Origin of the sequence: Streptomyces sp. NPDC059895 (assembly GCF_042731035.1) — a bacterium.
Classification (GTDB): domain Bacteria; phylum Actinomycetota; class Actinomycetes; order Streptomycetales; family Streptomycetaceae; genus Streptomyces.
On the sequence record NZ_JBHWKO010000017.1, the window covers coordinates 132,560 to 155,047 of the forward strand.

The 22,488-nt window shown below is 74.0% G+C and carries 16 protein-coding genes and 1 tRNA gene; 12 read left to right on the forward strand and 5 right to left on the reverse strand.

Annotation, left to right across the window (positions count from 1 at the left end):
* Positions 1–17 precede the first annotated feature (17 nt).
* The 6 genes from ACFV9M_RS21210 to ACFV9M_RS21235 all read left to right on the forward strand — a co-directional run bounded on the left by ACFV9M_RS21210 (position 18) and on the right by ACFV9M_RS21235 (position 4,898).
* Positions 18–1,079, forward strand: coding sequence for an Ldh family oxidoreductase (locus ACFV9M_RS21210; RefSeq protein ID WP_385071507.1), 1,062 nt, complete (start codon positions 18–20; stop codon positions 1,077–1,079).
* A 309-nt stretch (positions 1,080–1,388) separates the two neighbouring features.
* Positions 1,389–1,465: transfer RNA gene (locus ACFV9M_RS21215), tRNA-Pro, on the forward strand.
* Between the two features lie 160 nt (positions 1,466–1,625).
* Positions 1,626–2,840: a helix-turn-helix domain-containing protein gene (locus tag ACFV9M_RS21220; RefSeq protein WP_385071510.1), complete on the forward strand. Its 1,215-nt coding sequence runs from the start codon at positions 1,626–1,628 to the stop codon at positions 2,838–2,840.
* 125 nt (positions 2,841–2,965) lie between these two features.
* Positions 2,966–3,469: an ATP-binding protein gene (locus tag ACFV9M_RS21225; protein WP_385071618.1), complete on the forward strand. Its 504-nt coding sequence runs from the start codon at positions 2,966–2,968 to the stop codon at positions 3,467–3,469.
* A gap of 163 nt (positions 3,470–3,632) precedes the next feature.
* Entirely contained in the window at positions 3,633–3,755 is a 123-nt protein-coding gene (locus ACFV9M_RS21230; protein WP_385071512.1) for a putative leader peptide, read from the forward strand.
* A gap of 138 nt (positions 3,756–3,893) precedes the next feature.
* Positions 3,894–4,898, forward strand: coding sequence for a glutathione S-transferase C-terminal domain-containing protein (locus ACFV9M_RS21235; RefSeq protein ID WP_385071515.1), 1,005 nt, complete (start codon positions 3,894–3,896; stop codon positions 4,896–4,898).
* A 569-nt stretch (positions 4,899–5,467) separates the two neighbouring features.
* Here ACFV9M_RS21235 and ACFV9M_RS21240 read toward each other — a convergent pair.
* Entirely contained in the window at positions 5,468–6,553 is a 1,086-nt protein-coding gene (locus ACFV9M_RS21240; protein ID WP_385071517.1) for a M12 family metallopeptidase, read from the reverse strand.
* Between the two features lie 233 nt (positions 6,554–6,786).
* Between ACFV9M_RS21240 and ACFV9M_RS21245 the strand changes: the two genes are divergently transcribed.
* A complete protein-coding gene (locus ACFV9M_RS21245; RefSeq protein ID WP_385071620.1) occupies positions 6,787–8,730 on the forward strand; it encodes a LuxR C-terminal-related transcriptional regulator in 1,944 nt (647 codons plus the stop codon).
* Between the two features lie 28 nt (positions 8,731–8,758).
* Here the strand turns inward: ACFV9M_RS21245 and ACFV9M_RS21250 are convergent, their stop codons facing one another.
* A complete protein-coding gene (locus ACFV9M_RS21250; protein ID WP_385071622.1) occupies positions 8,759–11,323 on the reverse strand; it encodes a CHAT domain-containing protein in 2,565 nt (854 codons plus the stop codon).
* A gap of 259 nt (positions 11,324–11,582) precedes the next feature.
* Here ACFV9M_RS21250 and ACFV9M_RS21255 point away from each other — a divergent pair, with 259 nt between their 5' ends.
* From ACFV9M_RS21255 to ACFV9M_RS21265, 3 genes are read left to right on the forward strand one after another with little or no spacing between them, the layout of a single operon-like run.
* On the forward strand, positions 11,583–13,013 hold the full coding sequence (locus tag ACFV9M_RS21255) for a S8/S53 family peptidase (RefSeq protein ID WP_385071518.1): 1,431 nt from the start codon (positions 11,583–11,585) through the stop codon (positions 13,011–13,013).
* 7 nt (positions 13,014–13,020) lie between these two features.
* Positions 13,021–13,659 (forward strand): RNA polymerase sigma factor, encoded by a 639-nt coding sequence (locus ACFV9M_RS21260; protein WP_385071521.1) that lies wholly within the window; start codon positions 13,021–13,023, stop codon positions 13,657–13,659.
* Between the two features lie 5 nt (positions 13,660–13,664).
* Positions 13,665–14,222, forward strand: coding sequence for a hypothetical protein (locus ACFV9M_RS21265; protein WP_385071524.1), 558 nt, complete (start codon positions 13,665–13,667; stop codon positions 14,220–14,222).
* A gap of 24 nt (positions 14,223–14,246) precedes the next feature.
* Here the strand turns inward: ACFV9M_RS21265 and ACFV9M_RS21270 are convergent, their stop codons facing one another.
* Entirely contained in the window at positions 14,247–15,050 is an 804-nt protein-coding gene (locus ACFV9M_RS21270; RefSeq protein ID WP_385071527.1) for an N-formylglutamate amidohydrolase, read from the reverse strand.
* Positions 15,051–15,559: 509 nt separating this feature from the next.
* On the opposite strand from ACFV9M_RS21270, the gene ACFV9M_RS21275 reads away from it, so the two are divergent.
* Positions 15,560–16,963: a hypothetical protein gene (locus tag ACFV9M_RS21275; protein ID WP_385071530.1), complete on the forward strand. Its 1,404-nt coding sequence runs from the start codon at positions 15,560–15,562 to the stop codon at positions 16,961–16,963.
* Between the two features lie 126 nt (positions 16,964–17,089).
* On the opposite strand, the gene ACFV9M_RS21280 is transcribed toward ACFV9M_RS21275, so the two are convergent.
* On the reverse strand, positions 17,090–19,309 hold the full coding sequence (locus tag ACFV9M_RS21280) for an NADP-dependent isocitrate dehydrogenase (protein WP_385071533.1): 2,220 nt from the start codon (positions 19,307–19,309) through the stop codon (positions 17,090–17,092).
* 210 nt (positions 19,310–19,519) lie between these two features.
* Between ACFV9M_RS21280 and ACFV9M_RS21285 the strand changes: the two genes are divergently transcribed.
* Positions 19,520–21,082, forward strand: a complete 1,563-nt coding sequence (locus ACFV9M_RS21285) for a M1 family metallopeptidase (protein ID WP_385071536.1) — start codon at positions 19,520–19,522, stop codon at positions 21,080–21,082.
* Between the two features lie 225 nt (positions 21,083–21,307).
* Here ACFV9M_RS21285 and ACFV9M_RS21290 read toward each other — a convergent pair whose 3' ends face one another.
* Positions 21,308–22,417, reverse strand: a complete 1,110-nt coding sequence (locus ACFV9M_RS21290; protein ID WP_385071539.1) for a mechanosensitive ion channel family protein — start codon at positions 22,415–22,417, stop codon at positions 21,308–21,310.
* Between the last annotated feature and the right edge of the window lie 71 nt (positions 22,418–22,488).

The following is a 22,488-nucleotide window of genomic DNA, read 5'->3' on the forward strand; positions in this document are numbered from 1 at the left end:
AGGAGGCACCCGCCACCATGTCCGACACACCCAAGAAGGTCCTGGTCCCCGCCGAGGAGCTGCGCACCTTCTCCGCGGCCCTCCTCGAGAAGGGCGGCCTGAGCGCCGAGCACGCCCGCACCACCGCCGACGTGTTCGTCTGGGCGGCGCTGCGCGGAGTCGACTCGCACGGCATCGCCCGGGTCCCCGCCTACCTGGACCTGCTGGAGAAGGGCGTCGCCAACGCCGACGCCGACATCACGGTCGAGTCCTCCACCCCGGCCGCGGCCGTCCTGGACGCCGACCGCGCCCCCGGGCCGGTCGCCCTGTCCGCCGCCGCCGAGGAGGCGGTCACCCGGGCCAGGACGAACGGCGTCGCCGCGGTGGGCGTCCGCCGCACCGTGCACACCGGCGCCATCGGCTACTACGTGTCCAAGATCGCCGAGCAGGGGCTCGTCGGGATCGGCTTCGTCGCCGGCATGCCGAACATGGGCTACACCGGCGTCAAGGGCGCGGCGGTCGCCACCAGCCCGCTCGCCGTCGCCGTACCGGCCGAGCGGCACGCGCCGCTCCTGCTCGACATGGCCACCGCCACCATCGCCCTGGGCAAGATCCGGCAGGCGAAGGCGAGCGGCACCCCGCTGCCCGAGGGCGCGGCCGCCACCGAGGACGGCACCCCGACCACCGACCCGGAGAAGGCGGTCATGCCGCTGCCGCTGGGCGGGGCGAAGGGGTCCGGCATGTCGCTGGCGTTCGAGCTGCTGACCAGTGTGCTGGTCGGCGCGCCGATCTTCGCGTCGTTCCACTCGGACGACCCGGCCGGCCGCAAGCACCGCCAGAACGCCCTGCTCATCGCCGTCGACCCGGCCGCCTTCGGCGGAGCGGACGCCTTCACCGAGGCCGTCGACTCCACCCTGGGCACCCTGAAGGGCCTGCCGGCGGCGGACGACGCGGAGGGCGTGTTCTACCCCGGCGAGCGCAGCGCCGCGGTGGCCGCCGGGCGCGGGGAGAAGGGCATCCCGGTGGCACCGAAGGTGTGGCGCGACCTGACGGAGCGCGCCGGGAAGCTGGGCGTCACCCTGCCGGAGACCGCCGCATAGGGGGAGCGGTCCCCGGGGCGGCGACCCCGGGAAACGGGGGCCCGGGGGAGCGGGGGACGGGGGCGGGGGATGGGAGAACGGGGCCCTGGGGAACGGGGGAGGCCGGCGGGTGACGGGCGTCCGGTGCGGCGGACGCCGGCCTTCCCCCGGGCCGTCCCTCCCGGCCCCGCCCGCACCGTGTGCGCGGCGGCTGCCGTGCCGCGGGCCCGAGGCACCGCGCGGTACGCGGTCCCGTGAGGTACGCGGTCCCGCGCGCTTACGGTAGTGTTTGCCTGCGCGTTCGCACGGTTCACCCGGTGCCGGACGCGACGGGACGTGGCGCAGCTTGGTAGCGCACTTGACTGGGGGTCAAGGGGTCGCAGGTTCAAATCCTGTCGTCCCGACCAGCTTCACGCGGGTCGGAGGCCGTCTTCTCGGATGAGGAGGCGGCCTTTTGCTGTGCCGGTGACACCGGGTCTTCGATACGCGGACGCCTCGACGTGACCGCCTCCGCGGACATCCCCCGGTGACGCTGTATCCATGGCCGTGGCGGCGTACCGTGGCGGCGTGGCAAACGAAGACTTGGGACGGACCCTGCGCCGCTTGCGCCGCCTGGCCTCCCTGACGCAAGAAGAGCTGGCCGAACGCTCCAACGTGTCCGTCGACGTGATCCGCCAGCTCGAACAGCGGCGGAAGCACTCGGCACGCCTTCCCACGCTGCACGCGCTGGCGAACGGTCTGGGCGTGGAGCTGACCACACTTCTGGGCGACCCGCCCGCGGTCTCCTCCTCGGGCGAGAACGACGGGCCACGCTTCGTGGCCGTGCGTCGCGCCATCATGCCCGCGCTCTGGGGGCCGGAACCGGAGCCACCCGGGCCCGACTTCTCGGCGGACCGTCTGCGCGAGCAGATCGCGGACGGCTGGACTCAATACCACGCCGCCGAGTTCGACACGGTGATGAAGGCGCTGCCCGACCTGATCGCGGATGCGCGCACCGCCACGGCCTCCGGGGACGACGACGAGCGCAGGGCCGGTTTCGCGGCCCTGGGCAAGGCGCTTCAACTCGCCGGCCACGTCGCTGTGCGCATGGCGAAGACCGATCTCGCCTTGACGAGCCTCGAGCGTGCCATAGAGGCTGCGGAACAGTCCTCCGATCCGCTGCTTCTTCCGATGATCGTCAACTCCACGGCGTGGACTTACCAGCGGCAAGGGCGCCTTGAGGACGCCCTGGGGATCGCGCTCCGTGTCGCTTCCGACATGGCGGACGCAGGCCTGACCGAGACGGCCGACGGCCTGAAGGTGTGGGGCGCGCTGACCATGAGCGCCGCAACGTCCGCCGCGCGGAGTGGTGACTACGAGCGTGCGGCGGCGATGATGGAAGCGGCGGAAAGGAAGGCGGCCCACGTCTCCAAGCTGCCCGACGGAGGCGATCATCGCATGGTGAGCGTTTTCAGCCCGTCATCGGTGCGCATCGAGCGCGTCCGTCTCGCTGTTCAGTACGGGCATCCGCAAGACGCCCTGACGCTGGCCAAGGGATTGCGGCTGGGCAAGGACACCCCGCCGTCCTGGCGGACATGGCTGCTGCTGGACGTGGCCCGAGCCCACACCGATATCGGGGATGCGGCCGGAGCGGTGAAGACCTTGGAGTCTCTGCGCCGGGTAGCACCGACGTGGATGCAGCACCACACGTTGGCCGTGGCCATCGTGCGCGACCTGTGGGCGCTTCCCAACCGGCCGCCGGGACTGCGGCCATTGGCGGAGTTCCTGGGCGTCAGTGAATAGCGTGCTCAAAGTGGGACGTTGTGTCCCTGTTGGCGTCCCTGGCAAGTCGCTTCCATGAACGGACAGCGCCCCGGCGACCGCGCGAACGGCCCCGGGGCTTGGCCGATCTGAAAGAGCAGACCGACATGCCGCAACCTACGACGCGGTCGCGTCCCACCGGCTACCCCGGGTACAGCGAGACTCTGCCGCGCGAGCCCGAGAGCGCGGGCGCGGCCCGGCGCCTCGTGCGCGTCGCGCTGGCGGCCTGGGGGCTGGACGAACTTGCCGATGACAGCTCCCTCATCGTCTCCGAGCTGGTGTCCAACGCGGTCCGGCACGCACGGAGCCGTTCCCTTCGTGTCACGGTCACTCGGCCGGATACGGCGCGGGTGCGCATCGGTGTCGTGGACAGGTCCAGGGCTCACCCGGAGCCCCGGCGGCCTGGCGCCGAGGACGAGAGCGGGCGAGGTCTCGCGCTCGTCGAGGAACTGGCCGAGGACTGGGGCACCGATCCGCTCCCGTGGGGCAAACGGGTATGGGCGGAGCTGCGAGCCGGAGTCTGCTCCGAGGCAGTTGACTGTGCGGCAGTCGGAGCGGCTGACCGTCGTGACGCCGAGCGAAGAGAGGCGGCAACGGCTGTAGACGGATGAGAAGCGCGGCCCGGTGAGGTGAGGCGGTGGGCGGGCTCACGCCCGGCGCGTCCGAGCGGCGGAGCGCCGAAGTGACCCCTTCACTCCGTGGACGCCCTCTTGACGCAGACCGGAGGCCGATCGACACTCGGTGGCGGGAATCCTAGTGAACAGGTAGGGATACATGGGGCGCCTTGAGCCGTTCGCCAGCCGAGCGAGCCGCACGGCATGGTCGTCGCCCCTTCTCACCTCCCGCCGTCACATCGATCTGCTGCGCGTCTGCAGCGCGATCGACATCCAGGGCTGAACCGGCCCGTAGCCGCGCCGAGCCGACCGGCCGTGCCCAGGGCACCGCCCGCCGAGGCGCGCACGGACAGGGCCGCGCCCTCCCGCAAGCCGTCGCATCCGCCGCGCGTCCGTCCGCGCGCCCGCCCCAGGGAGAGCCATGTCCTCCACACCGCTGACCACCGACCCCACCCACGCGTCCACTCACCCCGCCCACTCGCCCGCCCACACCTCCGCCCGCCCCGTCCCCGCCTTCCGCGGGCGCATCGGCCGCGACGCGCGCAGCGGCCACTACGCGGTGCCGCGCCGCTACCGCCTCCACCTGTCAACGGCCGACCCCGACGGCCTGCGCATCGCCGTCACCCACAGCCTGCTCGGCCTGGACCGGGCCTGTCCGGTGACCTTCCTGCCCGCCGTCCCCGACTGTCCCGACGGCGGCCACTCCGCGCTGCGACCGCTCTACGACGCCAGCGCCCACCGCTACACCGGACCCGCCCTCGCGCCGGTCCTCAGCGACGACTGGTCCGGACGCATCGTCTCCACCTACGGCCCCGACATCGCCCGTGACCTGGCCCGGCACTTCGGCGGCGGACGCATCGCGCTGTACCCGTGCGGCCGCGAGTCGGAGATCGACGCCGTGGAGCGGATGTGCGCGCAGGGTGTGGAGGAGGCGGCCCAGCGCGCCGGAGCGGCCGGGGCCGGCGAGGCGGAACGCGCCGCCGCGCTCGACACGCTGCTCGACACACTGGGCGTGCTGGAGCGAGGGCTCGCCGCGCAGCCGTACCTCATCAGCGACCGGATCACCGCCGCCGACGTCGAGTTGTGGGTGACGCTGGTCCAGTTGGACACCGTGCACCGCCACCACCTGGACGCGGGCGCCGTGCACCGCGTCGCCGACCACCCCGCCCTGTGGGCCTACGCCCGTCGCCTGGCCGCCCACCCCGCCTTCGGCGGCCACCTCGACCTCGACGCCGTCAACCGCCGCCATCACGCCCGCTGCCAGGGCCTGGAGGCCGCCGGAGCCGCCGTCCAGATCCTGGACTGGGCCACCCATGCCACCCACTCCGCTCACGCCACCCACTCCACCCGCACCACCCCCGTCACCCCCACCCCGGCCCCCGTCACCCCCACCCCGGGCACGCGGCCGCAGGCCGACCGGCCCTGACCGCACTCCTTTGACCCGTAGGTCGTCGGGGTCTGCGGCGGATCGGCGGGCGAGGAGTTCACCGAGGACGGGCAGCGCGTCGTCGTGCGCCTGGAGCCGGACGGCGCGCAGCACGGGCTCGGTGCGGATGACACGGATCAGGTAGACACCTTGTCACTGAGCGACACGGCCCTCTACTCTCCCGATGTGACTTACCAGTAAGTAAGAATACTGGGGCGAGGGTTGGGTCGTCACGGCCGTCGAACAGTGGCGGCGCGGCCGTCGTACGGCGGTGGCGCGGCTGTCGAACGGCGGTGGCGCGGCTGTCGAACGGCGGTGGCTCCGACGGTGGACAGCGGCGATGCCGACGCCCCGCTCGCGCCCCGCACCCCCTGTGCGCCCCGCACGCGGTATGGGGGTCGCGCTCCCGATCGCACCTATCATGTCTCTGACAAACTACCGGGGACCGCGCCGGACCCGCCGCGCATATGCGGGCCGGGCGACGTCTCCCTCCCCCGAAGGCGACGTCGCCCGGCCCATCCCCCGGCGCCGGACTGGTCGGTGTGCCCGCGTGGCCGCGGGCCGTGCTGTCACCAGCACATGACGGCCGTCTCGCCCGACCCCCAGCCGGAGTACAGGCGGACGCGGACGAAGTAGCGGCGGCCCCGGACGAGTCGGGCCCTGATGGTGGCGTTGTGCTCGGTGCCGCCGTCGTCCCGTCCCGCGAGGAAGCGGGGCTCGCCGTCGCGTTCCTCGAAGACCACGACGACACAGTCGCCGGCGCCGAAGGTACCCACGTTGTACTCGCGGGTCTCCGGCGGCTCGACGGTGAAGTCGGCCTGCTCGCCGGGGCCCAGCGACAACACGACCGAACGGAACGGCGTCAGCGCGGGCGGCCGGGGCGTGTCGAGCGGCGGGTACCAGCGGAGCGCGAACTCCTTGTCCAGGGCGGACAGCCCGCCGGGGGTGTGCACGCCCCCGCGGAACTGCTCGGGCTCCAGGATCAGCCCCGCCGCGAACGGGTACTCCATGACGGACTGCGGGTCCCACACCGAGCCGTTGACCTCGGCGGGGTCCAGCTTGCGCAGGATGTTGAAGAAGGTGCGGTCCCGGCTCCAGAAGTTGGGCGGGCCCGCCAGATCGGCGTACACGGCCTCGTCGTCCCAGTGGATGCCGGCGAACGGGCTCTGGTGCTCGTGCTGCATGCCGAGCGCGTGCCCGATCTCGTGCAGGGCCGTCGCGCGCTCCCCGGGCGCGGACAGGTCCCACCCGAAGTTCATGGTGCGCTCGTGGAGGCCCGGCAGCAGCGCGTCCCGGCCCACGGTCGACCAGGAGCCGTCGCCCTGCTGGAAGCCTATGCGCAGTTCGGCCTCCGAGCGGTCGAGGACCTCGGCGAACCCGATGCCGATGCCGAGGTCCCGCCACTCGCGGAAGCAGTCGCGCACCACGTCCCGCTGGTCGTGGCCGCCGACCCACGAGACCCGCCGGGTGCCACCGGATCCGGGGACCGGGATCACGGATCCGTCGGTGTCGCCGTCGAAGAAGTAGTAATGCAGCACGGTGCCGTTGACCCACATCCGGCGTCCGCTCATGAGCGCACCGACCCGCTCGGCGGCCAGCCCCGGGGCGAACGCGGGGGCCGGCTGCTGCACGAGCGAGCAGTAACGGGCGGTCATGGGTTCCAGAGTGCCCCGGAGACCGCCCGGGGGCCTGAGTCGGGGCCTACTCAAGTCGCCCTGTATCAGGAATGAGTAGGCGGACTCCTGTGGATGTGACGACTTCCGTACGCGCCGCCCGCACCCCCCGGCCGTCCTCCTCGCCGGACCTCGCGCCGGTCCCCTCGACGGTCCTCCCGCCGCGCTTCCCGCCGGCCCGCCCGCCGGCCGCCTCGCCCGCTCTGCCGCCGTTCGTGCCGGTGTCGCCGCCGGCGCCGTGGACGTTCACCGGCCGCGAGGAGGAACTGGAGCTGGTCCGGCGTTCGTCGGCGGCCGGCCGGCCCGGCATCGTGGTGACCGGACCGGCCGGCTGCGGCCGCACCCGGCTGGCCGCCGAGGCGGTCCGCGGCACGGACTGCGTACGCGTGGCCGGCACCCCCGGGACGCGGGGCACCGCGTTCGCCGCCTTCGCCCATCTCCTGCCCGAGGACGTCACCCTGCACCGGGCCGTCCAGCTCCTGTCCGGCGTACGGCTGCTGCTGGTCGACGACGCCCACCTCCTCGACGACTCCTCCGCCGCCCTCGTCCACCAACTGGCCGTCCAGGGCCGCACCCGCCTGCTCGTCCTCGTCACGGACGGCGCCCCGGCGCCCGGCGCGGTGACCCGGCTGCGGACGGACGAACTCCTGCCCCGCCTCGCCCTGGAGCCGCTGCCCCGCGAGGAGACCGCCCTTCTGCTGGCCGAGGCCGCCGGCGTCCCCCTGGAGCCCCTCACCCTCAACCGCCTGCACCACCTGTCCGGGGGCGACCTGCGCCTGCTGCGCGACCTGCTGGACGCGCTGCGCGAACAGGACCTGCTGACCCGGTCCCCGGACGGCGAGGGGAGGTGGCGCGGCCGGCTCCCGCTCACCCCCGTCCTGCGCGAACGCGCCGCGCCCGTCCTGACCCGCTCCTGCCCCGACGAACGGGAGACGCTCGACCGCCTCGCCTTCGCCGAGCCGCTGCCGGTCCGCGTCGACGACCTCGATCTGCACGTCCTCGAACGTCTGGAGTCCGACGGCCTGGTCCACGCCGACGACGACACGGCCGTCCGCCTCGCCCAGCCCCTGCACGGCCCCCTGCTCCGCGCCGCCGCCGGCCGGCTGCGGGCCCGCCGCCTGTCCGCCGCGCGGGCGCCGCTCGGCCCGGCCCTCGACGCGGAGGCCGCCGGCCTGACACGCCGTATCGCCCGGCTGGACGTCCGCACGACGCCCACGCCGGTGGGGGAGTGGCTGGTGGCGGAGGGGGAGCCGGTCCCGCCGCCGTACGCGGCCGTCCGCGCGCGGTTCGCCCGGCTGCGCGGCGAACTGCGCGAGGCGGCGGCCTGGGCGAGGGAGGGCCTGGCCGGCACGCCCGACCACGACGCATGCCGCCGCCAACTCGCCCTGACCGCCCTCCACTCGGGCGAGGAGGCCGCCCCGGGCGCCCTGTACGGCCCCGATGCCCCGTACAGCACAGGTGCCCCGTACGGCCCTGGCGTTCCGGCCGGCTCGGCCGTCCCGTACGGTCCCGATGTCCCGTACGGTCCCGAAGTCCCGCACGGCGTCGATCCCCTCGGCTCCGGCGCGCCGCACGGCCCGGACGCCCCGCACGGCCCCGATGCCCCGCACCGCCCCGACACCGGTCACGGCCGCCGCCTCACGAGCCCCGCGGGCGATCCCTACGCCGCCTACGACGCCGTACGCCTCGGTGCCCCCGAGCGGGCCCTGCCCCACCTCCCGGCCGGCGGTGTTCTCGCACGCCACGCGGACGCGCTCGCCCGATCCGACGGACCCGCTCTCGACGAGGTCGCCCGGGAACTGGAGGAACGAGGCTTCCTGCTGTTCGCCGCGGAGGCGTACGCCCAGGCCGTGGGTGCCCACCGCGACCCCCGCGCGGCCCGCACCGCCCGTACCCGTGCCGTCGCCCTGGCCCGCCGCTGCCAGGGCGCCCGCACCCCGGCCCTGTCCGGCCTCGTCCTCGGTGAACTCACCGCCCGGCAAAGGCAGATCGTCACCCTGGCGGCGGCCGGTCTGAGCAACCGGCAGATCGCGGAGCGGCTCACCCTCTCCGTCCGCACCGTCGGCAACCACCTCTACGGCGCCTACACCCGCCTGGGCGCGAGCGACCGGCAGGCGCTGCCGTGGCTGGTGGAACCGGAGCGCCGGCAGCCGGCCTGACCGGCGGGCGGGCTCGCGCCGAGGGACCTCAGGCCGCCCCGAACGCCGTGAACGCCCATCCCGTCGCCCGGTGCGACGCGTCCCCCGGCAGCGCCGCACGGGCGTCGCGCAGCGCCTCCGCCAGCGACAGGCCACCGCTGAGGCCCTTGTGCAGGGCCAGCATCAGCACCACCACCGCCTCGTCGTTCACCGGCGCGCTGCTCGCCACCACCCCCGCCGTGCCCAGCGGCAGCAACGCCGTGACCAGGCCGAGGAGTTCGTCGGCGCCGACCGAGGCCATGCGGGCGGTGTCGCAGCTGGAGAGGATGATGCGGTACGGGCTGCGGGCGAGGCGTTCGAAGTCGTGGACGATCAGCGGGCCGTCGGCCATCCGCAGCGACGAGAACAGGGGGCTGTCGGCGCGGAAGGTGCCGTGCGCCGCGAGGTGGGCGAGGGCCGCGCCGTCCAGTTCCTCCAGGACGCGGGGCACGCGCGCGTCCGCCTGCTCCAGCACCGTCGGCCTGCCGTACCGCCCGGCGACCTCCGGCACCTCCGCCCCGCCGGTCGCCAGGCCCGGACCGCGCACCAGGACGTGCCGGCCGCCCGGCGGCGGCTCGGTCTCCCGGGCGCGCAGCCAGCTGCTCGCCGACGGCGACACGCTGAGCACCCGCTCCCGCAGCGACGGCAGCAGCGCCCACGGGACGCGGTGCAGCCGGGCCGGCGGCACCACCACCACCGGGCCGGAGCCCAGCCGGCCCGCGGCCTCCCCGAGCAGCAGCTCCTCCAGCCGCCGCCCCATCGCCTCCACCACCGGCAGCCGGCCCTCCGCCCGGGGGTGGGCGAGCCGCCGCAGCGCGGCCTGGACGTGCTCGGCCTCCCGCTCGGCCTCGGCGAGCGGCCCGCCCGTGAACCGCCGGACCCGTCCGTCCCCGCACAGCAGGATCTGCACCCGCCCGTCCAGGACGGCGAGTTCGACCAGCCGCCCGTCGCCGAGCCGCTCCAGCAGCCGGCCGACGTCGAAGCGGTGGCCGTCGCCGGGCGCGTCCCCGCGGATGTGCAGGGTGCGGGAGCGGACCTCCCGCTCCAGGCGCCGCTGCTCCCGCTCCAGGGCCGGCACCGGACGGCCGTCCATCCGCGCGCTCTCCGCGCGCGCGGCGATCTCCCGGAACGCCGTCAGCCCGCTGAGCAGCGCGGGGTCGGCGGGCGGCCGGGTGGGCGGCGCCGACAGCACCGTGGCCCGCCACCGCTCGCTCCACACCAGCAGCTGCCGCGGTCCGCCCCGCTCCAGGCTCACCTGCTGGGCGAGCGCGGCGAGTTCGGCTCCCTGCGCCGTGGCCCGGGCGCGCAGCTCCGAGGCGCCCAGCGTCGTACGGTGGTCGTCCAGCACGTCCAGTCCGCGCCGGCACGCCTCCAGGACGCCCCGCTGCGACCCGGTAGCCCGCGCCCACAGCGCCTGCGCCGCCCAGCCCGTCATCCGCGCCAGCGGCGGCCCGCTGCGCCGGCTGCGCGCGGCGACCGCCAGATACCGTTCGGCGTCCGCCGTCCAGTCCAGGTCCAGCGCGATCCGGCCGGCCAGCAGCCACGCCTCCGGCGCCGCGGGCGCCCCGAACCCCGACAGCCGCTCCGCCACCCGGACCGCCTCCGCCACCAGCCGTCCCGACCCGCGTCCGGTGGCGACCCGCGCCTCGATCAGCACCAGTTGGGCGTGCGCCTCCCACCACGTGCGCCGCTGCCCGGCGAAGAGCCGTACGGCCAGCGCCGCCCGCGCGGTCGCCGTCCCCGGGTCACCCGCCAGCCGCGCGGCCCGCGCCGCGGCCAGCAGCAGCTCCGCCTTGCGCGTGGACTGCCCGCCGATGCCGTCGAGGACCGCGATCGCGGCGTCCGCCTCGGCCAGCGCCTCGGGCGCGAGACCGGCCGCCATCAGGACCTCGCAGCGCCGGATGTTGAGCATGAAGGTGGGGGTGCCGAGCTTGGCGTACCGCTCCTCGGCCTCGTCCAGCAGCCGCAGCGCCGCCGGGACGTCCCCGGACCGGAACGCGGCCAGGCCCCGGCTCTCCACCGCGTCCGCCTTGTCGTGCTCCTGCCCGGTGGTGTCCCACAGTGCCTCGGCCGCCGTGAAGTCCGCGTCGGCCTGCTTGATCGCCCCGAGCGCGAGGTGGACGGTGGCGCGCAGGGTGAGGGCGCGCGCGGTCCAGATGACGTCGTCCGCCTGCCGCAGCACGGGGACGGCCCGGCGTACGTCCTCCAGCGCCTCGCGGTGGTGGCCCAGCACCCACCAGGAGTAGGCCCGCCGGTACAGCACGCGCGCGCGGGTGTGGCCCGTTCCGCGTCCGACGCCCCGCTCGAACGCGGCGAGCCCCTGCCGGGTGCGGCCGGCGTGCACCAGCGCCACCCCGAGCGTGGCCAGGACGTCCGCCTCGCGTTCGGCGGAGTCCGCGCGGGCGGCCAGGGCGCGGGCGCGCCGCAGGTGGTCCAGGGCGAGCCGCATGTCGCCCCAGTCCCGCTGCCAGATACCGATCACCTGATGGGCGACGGAGGCGCGCAACGGTGTCGGATCGGTGTCGAGCACGCCCTCCGCCCGCGCCAGCGCGTCGTTGGGGGCGGCGAACACCATCGGCAGCAGTTCGAGAACCGTGTCGTTTCCCGCTGTCACTCCATGGATGGTAGTGGCCCCGGTTGTCCGTCCCACAGGGGCGGCGGCGTATCAGGTCGCACCAAGCGGAAGGCACATCAACGGGTTCGGTGCGCCGGGGAGCGTGCGCGGGGGCGTGCGATCGCAACCGCACCACCCCTCCCTGTCGTCGCACCACCTGTATCAGACGACGGCCCCGCGGCTCTGACTGACGACCACTGGTCTCAGGGGAGGACACGCCATGGCACCACAGCGATTCCACGAGCAGTTCGGCCAGATCCAGCGCGCCCTGCCGGGCGTCCCCCTGGCGATGGGACCCGACGACTCCGCCGAGTTCATCTACGAGAAGGGCGTCGTCCTGGCCCGCGACGGCGAGGAGGCCCAGGTCGTCGAGGACGCCGTCCGCGCCCACTTCACCGAGGCGCCCGGCCTGGTCCCCGACCACGTCCGCCGTTCCGGCCCGCAGGCCAACCGTTCGGGCATCACCCGCATCCGCGTCGCCGACCCCGGCGAGGGCGCGCCCGGTACCGACCGCGCCGTCGCCGGCGCCCTGCGCGCCCTGCGCGGCGCCGAGGACCGGGCGGGCCGCCGGCTCGTCAGCCGCAACCACGTGGTGTCCATCGCCGTCAACGCCTGCCCCGGCGACGAGCCGGTCCCCACCGCCGAGCCGCCCAACCCGGCCGCGGCACAGACCGCCCACGACCCCGCCGGCGCGGTGGGCGTCCTCGTCATCGACACCGGCCTGATGCACGACTACCGCTCCTACCCCCCGCTCGCCCACACCGACGGCGACGCGCAGATCAGGGAGACGGACGAGCACGGCACCCTCCAGCAGTACGTCGGCCACGGCACCTTCATCGCCGGACTGGTCGCCGCCGTCGCCCCGAACACCGACGTCACCGTGCGGGGCACCCTCAACGACGCGGGCGCCGTCCTCGAGGACGAATTCGGCGACAAGCTCTTCGAAGCCGTGGAGCAGGGCGGCTGGCCCGACATCATCAGCCTGTCCGCCGGCACCTCCAACGGCCGCGCTGACGGCCTGCTCGGCGTCGCCGCCTTCATGGAGGAACTGCGCACCCGCCCCACCCTGCTGGTCGCGGCCGCCGGCAACAACGCCAGCGCCACCCCGTTCTGGCCCGCCGCCTACGCCGCCCAGCCCGAGTACGCCGACGCGGTCCTCTCGGTCGGCGCGCTGCGCGGCGACGGCGAGTTCGGCGCCTGCTTCAGCAACCACGGCCCCTGGGTGCGGGTCTTCGCCCCCGGCGAGCGCCTGGTCAGCGCCCTCACGGGCTTCGACAGCCCCGTCCCGTACGTCTACCAGCACTCCACGTACGACGACTGCCGCTACGGCTTCACCTACCCCTGCCCCTGCCGGTCGCCGCGCCACACCGGCGTGCTCAGCGAGGAGCGGGCGGCCACCTCGGGCAAGCCCGACCAGGTCATGTTCGAGGGACTCGCCTCCTGGAGCGGCACGTCGTTCGCGACGCCTGTCGTGGCGGGGCTGGTGGCGGCGCACATGACGGCACACGGCGAGACCGACCCGCGCGCGGCCGCGCGTCGACTGCTCGCCGCCCCCACCGACTTCGCCGAGGTGCGCGGCTCCCACGTACCGGTGCTGCGCCCGCCGACCTGGCGTCCCGCGCCGGTCGCGCAGCTCGCTCCCACGGCGTGAGGCCGGCATGAGGTCCGACACCGCACCCACCACGGCGTACGATGACAGGCCGTACACGAGGGGTGGGACCGTGGACCGTAACGAAGTCGGCGCACTCGTCCAGGCCGCCGTCGACGGTGACACGGCGGCCTGGAAGGCGCTGGTGGAGGGGCTGAGCCCGCTGGTGTGGTCCGTCGTGCGCGCGCACCGGCTCTCCGAGGCCGACGGGCACGAGGTCTACCAGACCGCGTGGTTCCGCTTCGCCCAGCACCTGGGCCGGATCCGTGAGCCGGACAAGGCGGGTTCCTGGCTGGCGAGCACCGCGCGCAACGAGTGCCTGAAAGTGATCAAGAGCCTGCGCCGGCTGACCCCGACGGACGACCCTCAGCTGCTCGACCGCGTCAGCGAGGAGCGCACGCCGGAGCAGTCGGTGCTGGACTCGGAGGAGGCGGCCGCGCAGAGCGAGCGCGTCCGCCGCCTCTGGCAGGAGTTCGAGGCGCTCGGTGAGCGCTGCCGGCAGTTGCTGCGGGTACTGATCTCCTCGCCGCCGCCCAGCTACCAGGAGGTGTCGGCCGCACTGGGCATCGCGGTGGGCAGCATCGGACCGATGCGCCAGCGATGCCTGCGCCGCCTGCGCGCCCGACTCGACGCACGGGGAGCACTGTGAACGGCATGGACGACGTGGACGACATGAACGACAGGGACGGCATCGACGCCGCGGACGCCGGCCCCGACGGCACGGGCGACTCCGACGGCACGGACGGCGGGACCGACGCCGCCGCCTTCGACGACGAGGAGTTCGACCACGGCGGTCTGGAGGAGGAGCTGCGCGAGGCCGCGGCCATCCTCGACCCGGTCCCGGCCGAGCTGCGGCAGCTCGCCGTCGAGGCCTACGCGCTGCACGACCTCGACGCCAGGATCGCCGAGCTGACCTTCGACTCGCTGGTCGACGCCATCCCGGTCCGGGGCGCCGTGGACGTGCCGCGGATGCTCACCTTCCACTCCGGCGGCCTGACCGTCGACGTCGAGGTGACCGTGCACGGGCTGATGGGCCAGCTGCTGCCGCCCCAGCCGGCCTCCATCGAGGTCCTCGACGGGCCCCGCTCCGGCGCGGCCCTCACCGCCGACGACATGGGCCGCTTCACCAGCGACGCCCCGCCCGCCGGTCCCTTCGCGCTGCGCCTGCGCACCGGCGGGGAGGTGGTCGTCACGGAGTGGCTGCGCGCCTGAGCCGCTCCGCCGCCGTTTGGCCGGTCAGCCGTACACGGCGTCGACGAGTCCCGCCAGCGCAGAGGCGAGCCGCTCCAGCCCCGCCCCGGCGGGGCCGCCCGGCTCCGTCATGTAGGTGTCCCGCCGGATCTCCACCATCAGCGCGGACACCCGCGGCTCCCTCCCGTAGTGCTCCAGCGGCACGTACGTCCCGGCGAACGGGCTGTCCAGCCCCGTCTCCCCGACCTCGGCGAACGCCTTGCGCGCGGCGGCGAGCAGCTCCGGCGGGGTGTGGAAGGAGTCCGTGCCCAGGCAGACGGGCGGTCGCGGGCCCGCGCCGTGCAGTTCGTAGGGCAGCGGCTCGGTGGGGTAGGAGTGCACATCGATGATCACGGCCCGCCCGACGGCCGCCAGCCGACCGGCGACGGCGTCCGTCATGGCCTGGGCGTAGGGCCGGAAGTAGCGCTCTACCAGCGGCTCGGGGTCGACGTCCGCGGCCCGCAGCGCCTCCCGGTGCGTGGTCCGCGTGTACACCGCGCCCATGCCGACCGCGAGCATCTCCTCCCGCTCGTCCGGGAACCGCTCCGGGTCGACGACCAGCCGCGACAGCCCGTTGACGAACCGCCACGGTGCCACCCCCGCCAGCCGCGCCGCCCGCTCGGCGATCTCCGCGGTGTGCGCGTCGGTGATGTGGTCCAGCTCCCGTTCCAGCGCCGCGTCGTCCAGCACGATGCCCGTGCGCACCTCGGCCGGTATCTCCCGTGCCGAGTGCGGCATGTGCAGGATCACCGGCGAGCGGGTGGCTCCGGGGAGGAGGGCGAAGGGGGAGGGCGGTGCGGCAGGTGTCATCGGGCTGCTCCCGGGGTGGTGTCGGTGGCGTCGTGCCTGATCACCGTCTCATGGCGCCACACGGCGGCTGTCGCTCCCGCCGGCCCGGGCGGCGCCGACGGCTGGACCACCCGAGACCACCCGGCGCTCGCACCGCCGAAGCCGCGATCCGTCCGCCGACGAAGCACCGTGAGCGTCAACCGGCGGGCGGTCACATCACCGTGAGGGAGGGTGAGCGCGAGGAAGCCGACGGGGACTTCCGGCCAGGACGGGGGAGGCGGGAGAGAGCTCCGGGGCGTGTGGGGCGGGAGCGGCGCGCCGACCCGGCAGGGGCGGCGGCGCGGCGAGGGCCGTCCGGGGGACGGGTCGGCCAAACCCGCCGCGCAGGGTTGGCCGAACCGTATCGCTCGTCGCTTTACGTGTTCACCCGATTGCGATGCGCTACCGGACGTTCCGGCAGCGCCACGGCCCGCAGGGTGTGAGACCGGTCGGCGGTGCGTTCCAGCAGTGTCCACGCGAGGGGAAGAACCATGACCACACCTCCTGCCGCTCCGCTCAAGGTCGCCCTGGTCAACGGCAGTTTCGAAGAGCCCGCCGTCACCAACTACGAGATCCTGCCGGACGCGTCGCAGACGCAGGCGCCCAAGTGGGTCCCGGGCTGGCTCACCACCGCCTCCGACCACCGGGTCGAGCTGTGGCGGTCGGGCTTCAACGGGGTGCCGGCCGCCGAGGGCGCCCAGTTCGCCGAGCTCAACGCGAACGAGGTCTCCACGCTCTACCAGGACCTGCCGACCACCCCCGGTGCCACGCTGTACTGGCGGCTGTATCACCGGGGCCGTCAGGGGGAGGACACCATGGCCCTGGACATCGGCGCGCCGGGCTCCCTGGTGGAGCAGAGGCGGTTCACCGACGGCAACACCGCCTGGGGCTTCTACACGGGCACCTACACCGTGCCGAGCGGACAGAGGCTGACGCGCTTCGCCTTCCGCTCCGTCTCCGCCGCCGGCGGCAACCGGGGCATCGGCAACTTCCTGGACGGCATCTTCTTCGGCACCGCTCCCCATGTGGTGCTCGACAAGGCCGCGATCCCGGCAGGGCCGCTGGAGGTGGGCGACGTCGTCACCTACCGCGTCACCGCCAGGAACGAGGGCGGCGGCGCGGCCGAGAACCTCGTCCTGACCGACGGCGTCCCGGCGGGCACGACGTACGTGCCCGGCTCCCTGCGCATCGTCGACGGCCCGAACGCCGGAGCGAAGAGCGACGCCCGAGGTGACGACCAGGCGTACTACGACACCGGGGCGAACGCGGTCGTCTTCCATCTCGGCAACGGCGCCTCCGGCCGGGAGGGGGGAAGCCTGCCCAACACCGACACCCTGTCCGCCGGCACCACCGTCGAGTACCGGGTCGTCATCGACCGGGCCAGCGGCGGCAAGCAGATCAGCAACACCGCCACCGCCTCCTACGAGAACCGCCTCGGTGACAGGCCGCAGCCGTTGACGGCCACCTCCGGCGAGCAGGTCACGCAGGTCAGGCCGGCTGCCGATCTGACCGTGACGAAGGCGGCCGACGCGACCACCGTCACCGTCGGCCAGACCGTCACCTACCGCATCACCGTCCGCAACTCGGGCCCGAACGGCGCGACCGGCGTCACCGTCACCGACCAGCTCCCGGACGGCCTCGCCTTCCTGTCCGCCGACGGCACACCCGGAAGCTACGACGCGGCCACCGGACGGTGGGCCGTGGGCGACCTGGCCGACGGCGCCCATGCCACCCTCGTGCTGCGGGGCAAGGCCACCCAGGCCGGCCGGATCGCCAACACCGCCACCGCCACCGGCAACGAGAGGGACCCCGACCCCACCGGCAACACCGACACCGTCGCCGTCTGCGTCGAACCCGCCTCCTCCTGCTGCGACCCCTGCGCCTCCGGGAACTGACCCGGGCGAGCGCGGCGCGGCCCGCCGCGGCAACCGTCGGCCGGTGCCCGGCACGCCTCCGCCCCGGCCGGGAGGAACCCGGCCGGGGCGGAGCGGTCGACGGGCCGTGGGCCCGTCACCGGGGCGTCAGCTCAGGGACGCGAGCGTCTCGTTCCAGGTGGCCGACGGGCGCATGACCGCGGCCGCCTTGGCCGGGTCGGGCTGGTAGTAGCCGCCGATGTCGGCCGGCTTGCCCTGGGCGGCGATCAGCTCCTCGACGATCTTCTGCTCGTTCGCGGTGAGCGTCTCGGCGAGCGGGGCGAAGGCCTTCGCCAGGTCCGCGTCGTCGGTCTGCCGCGCCAGCTCCTGCGCCCAGTACAGGGACAGGTAGAAGTGGCTGCCGCGGTTGTCGATGCCACCGACGCGACGGGTCGGGGACTTGTCCTCGTTGAGGAAGGTCGCCGTGGCGCGGTCGAGGGTGTCGGCGAGGACCTTGGCGCGGGTGTTGCCGGTGGCCGCGGCGTACTGCTCGAAGGAGGGCACGAGCGCGAAGAACTCGCCGAGGGAGTCCCAGCGCAGGTAGTTCTCCTTGACCAGCTGCTGGACGTGCTTCGGCGCGGAGCCGCCGGCGCCCGTCTCGAACAGGCCGCCGCCCGCCATCAGCGGGACGACCGACAGCATCTTGGCGCTGGTGCCCAGCTCCAGGATCGGGAAGAGGTCGGTCAGGTAGTCGCGCAGCACGTTGCCGGTGACGGAGATGGTGTTCTCGCCGCGGCGGATGCGCTCCACGGACAGCTTGGTCGCCTCGACGGGGGCGAGGATGCGGATGTCCAGGCCCTCGGTGTCGTGCTCCGGCAGGTAGGCCTCGACCTTGGCGATCAGGTTGGCGTCGTGGGCGCGGGTGGCGTCCAGCCAGAAGACCGCCGGGTCGCCGGTGGCGCGGGCGCGGGTGACGGCCAGCTTGACCCAGTCGCGGATCGGGTCGTCCTTGGTCTGGCAGGCGCGGAAGATGTCGCCCTCGGAGACCGGCTGCTCGATCACGACGTTTCCGGCCTGGTCGACCAGGCGGACGGTGCCCGCGGCCGGGATCTCGAAGGTCTTGTCGTGGGAGCCGTACTCCTCGGCCTTCTGCGCCATGAGGCCGACGTTCGGGACGGAGCCCATCGTCGACGGGTCGTAGGCGCCGTTGGCCTTGCAGTCCTCGACGACGGCCCTGTAGACGCCGGAGTAGGACGAGTCCGGCAGCACCGCGAGGGTGTCCGCCTCCTGGCCGTCCGGGCCCCACATGTGGCCGGAGGTGCGGATCATGGCCGGCATGGAGGCGTCGACGATGACGTCGGACGGCACGTGCAGGTTGGTGATGCCCTTGTCGGAGTCGACCATCGCCAGGGCCGGGCCCTCGGCGAGCTCGGCGTCGAAGGAGGCCTTGATCGCGTCGCCCTCGGGCAGGGACTCCAGGCCCTTGAGGATGCCGCCGAGACCGTCGTTGGGGGAGAGGCCGGCCGCGGCCAGCGTCGCGCCGTACCGCTCGAAGGTCTTCGGGAAGAACGCGCGCACCACGTGACCGAAGACGATCGGGTCGGAGACCTTCATCATCGTCGCCTTCAGGTGCACGGAGAACAGCACACCCTCGGCCTTGGCCCGGGCGACCTGGGCGGCCAGGAACTCGCGCAGCGCGGCGACGCGCATCACGGAGGCGTCGACGACCTCTCCCGCGAGGACCGGTACCGACTCGCGCAGCACCGTGGTGGAGCCGTCCTCGCCGACCAGCTCGATCCGCAGCGAGCCCGCCTCGGAGATCACGGCGGACTTCTCGGTGGAGCGGAAGTCGTTCTCGCCCATGGTCGCCACCTCGGTCTTCGAGTCCGAGGACCAGGCGCCCATGCGGTGCGGGTGGGTCTTGGCGTAGTTCTTGACCGACGCGGGGGCGCGGCGGTCGGAGTTGCCCTCGCGCAGGACCGGGTTGACGGCGGAGCCCTTGACCTTGTCGTAGCGGGCGCGGATCTCGCGCTCCTCGTCGGTCTTCGGCTCGTCCGGGTAGTCCGGCAGCGCGTAGCCCTGCTCCCGCAGCTCGGCGACCGCGGCCTTCAGCTGCGGGATCGACGCCGAGATGTTCGGCAGCTTGATGATGTTGGCCTCGGGCGTCTTGGCGAGCTCGCCCAGCTCCGTCAGCGCGTCCGGGATGCGCTGGTCCTCGGTGAGGTACTCCGGGAACACGGAGATGATCCGCCCGGCCAGCGAGATGTCCCGGGTCTCCACGGCGACACCGGCCTGCGAGGCGTACGCCTGGACCACCGGCAGGAAGCTATACGTCGCCAGGGCCGGGGCCTCGTCAGTGTGTGTGTAGATGATGGTCGAGTCAGTCACCGGGTGCTCCGCTCCACGTCTGCAACATTGCTCGACATCAAGATATCTCGTGACCGGGGCCGTCTCGACAGGGGTTCGCTCACATCCGCCCCGCGGTTCTCCGGCTGCCGGTGCGACCTCCTGGGCCGATCCTGTGGTCAAGGAGGCGCAGCGTCATCCGACGGGACGGCGGCCGGCCCGACGCCCCGGCCGCCCGAGCGAAAGCGGACCATGAGATATCGCACCAGAGTGACGGCCCCCGCGGCCGCCCTGATCGCCGCCGCCGCGGCCCCGACCGGGTCGGACCCGGCGTACGCGGCGACGGCGGGCAGCGCCGGCGAGCGGCCCGCGGACGGCGTCGAGGGCCCGGAGAGCCTCGGCGACCCCGTCTTCCCGGCCCTCGGCAACGACGGCTACCGCGTCCTCGCCTACCACCTCGACCTCCGCCACGACGCCACGACCGGCCTCGTCGAAGGCGCGGCGACCCTGGTGCTGCGCACCGCCCGGGCCCTGACCCGGTTCTCCCTGGACGCCCTCGGCCTGGACATACGCTCCGTCCGGGTCGCCGGCCGCCCCGCGGCGCACGAGCGGGCGGACGAGAAGCTGCGTGTCACGCCCGCCCGGACGCTGCCCGCCGGCGCCCGGCCCACCGTCCGGGTGGAGTACACGGCGGACCCGCGCCGGGCGCTGCCGCACACCGGCTGGATCGCCACGCCGGACGGTTTCGCGGTGGCCTGCCAGCCCCGCTCCGCCCACACCGTCTTCCCCTGCAACGACCACCCCGGCGACAAGGCGGACTTCTCCTTCCGCCTCACCGTCCCCGCCGGCCTGCGGGGCGTGGCGAGCGGCGTCCTCGTGCGCACGGAGAGCCTGCCGGGCGGCCGCACGGCGTACACGTACCGCTCCCGCTCCCCGATGGCCACCGAGCTGGTGCAGATCACGGTCGGGGAGTACGTCCTGAAGGAGCGGCGGGGTCCGCACGGGCTGCCGCTGCGGGACGTCGTGCCGGTGGCGCGGGCCGGGGCGCTCGAACCCGCGCTGGCCCTCACCCCGGGGCTGGTGGAGTGGATCGAGGAACGGCTCGGGGCGTACCCCTTCGAGACGTACGGCCTGCTCCCGTGCAACTCCGACGACCCCGACGCCTTCGACTTCACCGGCCTGGAGACCCAGACCCTGACCGTCTACAAGCCGGACTACCTCCTCCAGCCGGAGCAGCGGATCGGCTCGCACATGATGCACGAGCTGGTCCACTCCTACTTCGGCAACAGCGTCACCCCCGCCACCTGGGCCGACCTGTGGCTGAACGAGGGCCACGCCGACTTCTACGGGCTGCTGTACCGCTACGGGCGCGGCTGGCCCGACTCGCTGGGGCTGACCGGGCTGGAGGCGCGGATGAAGGACACCTACGCGCGCGGCGACCAGTGGCGGCGCGACTCCGGCCCGGTGGCCGCGCCGAACGCGGCGAACCTCTTCGACAGCCAGCGCTACCTCGGTGGCGTCCTCGTCCTGTACGCCCTGCGGCAACTGGTCGGCGAGGCGGCGTTCCACGCAGTCGAGCGGGCCTTCCTGGCGCGGTACCGCGACTCCTCGGCGTCGACCGAGGACTACATCGCCGTCGCCTCCCGTGTCGCGGGCCGGGACGTGACCGGCTTCCTGCGGGACTGGCTGTACGGCACCAGGACCCCGCGGATGCCCGGCCACCCGGACTGGACGGTCACCCCGGTGACACCGGCCCAGGTCACCCCGCGCCGCCGCGGCGGCGGGCACTACCACGACAACTCGGCGACCCTCTGACGCGGCGACCCACGGCGACCCAAGACGAGCCGCGAGCCCGGCGCGCCCGGGTCCGCCGGGCTCAGCCGGTCGGCGGGGCAGCCGGGCTCAGCCGGTCAGCAGGGGGCAGCCGGGCTCAGCCGGTCGGCGGGGGCAGCCGGGATCAGGGCGGGCCGGGGCGGGCCGGGGCGGGCGGAGGACTCTCCGCCCCCCGGCTCCCGCTCGATCCACCGGCGTCCACGCTCCTCAGAGCGGCCGGCCGCCCAGGCCGGCGTCCGGCGCGATGCCGTCGCCGGTGCCGCCGGTGCGCTGCTGCGGGATGACCACCGCACCCTGCTGGAGCGACACGGTGCGCGCGGGTGCCGGGATGCGGATGCCCTCCGCGCGGTAGCGCCGGTGCAGGCGCTTGATGAACTCGTGCTTGATCCGGTACTGGTCGCTGAACTCGCCGACGCCGAGGATGACGGTGAAGCCGATCCGCGAGTCGCCGAAGGTGTGGAAGCGCACCGCCGGCTCGTGGTCCGGGACCGCGCCGGTGATCTCCGTCATCACCTCGGTGACGACCTCCTTCGTCACCCGCTCCACGTGCTCCAGGTCGCTGTCGTAGGCGACGCCCACCTGCACCATGATCGTCAGCTGCTGCTCGGGACGCATGAAGTTGGTCATGTTCGTCTTGGCGAGCTGCCCGTTGGGGATGACGACCAGGTTGTTGGAGAGGTTGCGGACGGTCGTCTGGCGCCAGTTGATGTCCTCGACGTAGCCCTCCTCGCCGCTGCTCAGCTTGATGTAGTCGCCGGGCTGGACCGTCTTGGAGGCCAGGATGTGGATGCCCGCGAAGAGGTTGGCCAGGGTGTCCTGGAGGGCCAGCGCGACCGCCAGACCGCCGACGCCGAGGGCGGTGAGCATCGGCGCTATGGAGATGCCGAGGGTCTGGAGCACCACCAGGAAGCCGATGGCCAGGACCAGCACCCGGGTGATGTTGACGAAGATCGTCGCGGACCCGGCGACGCCGGAGCGGGAGGAGGTGACCGACTGCACGAGTCCGGCGACCACCCGGGCCGCCGACACCGTCACGACGAAGATGAGCAGCACGGTGAGGCACTGGTTGACGGTGTGCTGCACCGTCCGGGTCAGCGGCAGCACCGCGGCGGCGGCGGCCCCGCCGCCCGTGATCGCCGCCCACGGCACCACCGTGCGCAGCGCGTCCACGATCACGTCGTCGCCGCTCCAGCGGGTGCGCTTGGCGTGCTTGGCCAGCCAGCGCAGCAGCGTGCGGGAGAGGAACGCCACCAGCAGGCCCGCCGCCAGGGCGATGCCGGCGAGGACGCAGTCGTCGAGCGTCAGCGCGCGGTTCACCGGCCGCCTCCGGGAAGTCGCTCCGCGGCGGAGGGGCCACCCGCCCGGGCGCCTGTCCGGGCCGCCGACGG